General features: G+C 71.5%; 1 protein-coding gene. It reads right to left on the minus strand.

Going from position 1 to position 284, the window contains the following annotated elements:
* The coding region (locus ACTFO6_RS18615) for a 2-C-methyl-D-erythritol 2,4-cyclodiphosphate synthase (protein WP_439935857.1) at positions 1-284 on the minus strand (284 nt) is incomplete at both ends.

The following is a 284-nucleotide window of genomic DNA, read 5'->3' on the forward strand; positions in this document are numbered from 1 at the left end:
ACCCAGCCCCTCGGTGGTCTTGGCCTTCACGTTGACCCAATCCGCCGGGATCCCCAGATCGTGGGCGATGTTGGCCACCATCTGCGCCATGTGGGGCGCCATCCTGGGGGCCTGGGCAATGATGGTGGCATCCACGTTGACCACCCGGAAGCCCGCGGCGGCGAGCCGCCGGGCCACGTCCCGCAACAAAGCCCGGCTGTCGGCGCCCCGGTAGGCCGGGTAACTGTCCGGATAGAGGCGCCCGATGTCCCCCAGGCCCGCGGCCCCGAGGAGGGCGTCGGCCA

The sequence above is a fragment of the Pelomicrobium sp. G1 genome (assembly GCF_051905455.1).
GTDB lineage: Bacteria > Pseudomonadota > Gammaproteobacteria > Burkholderiales > UBA6910 > Pelomicrobium.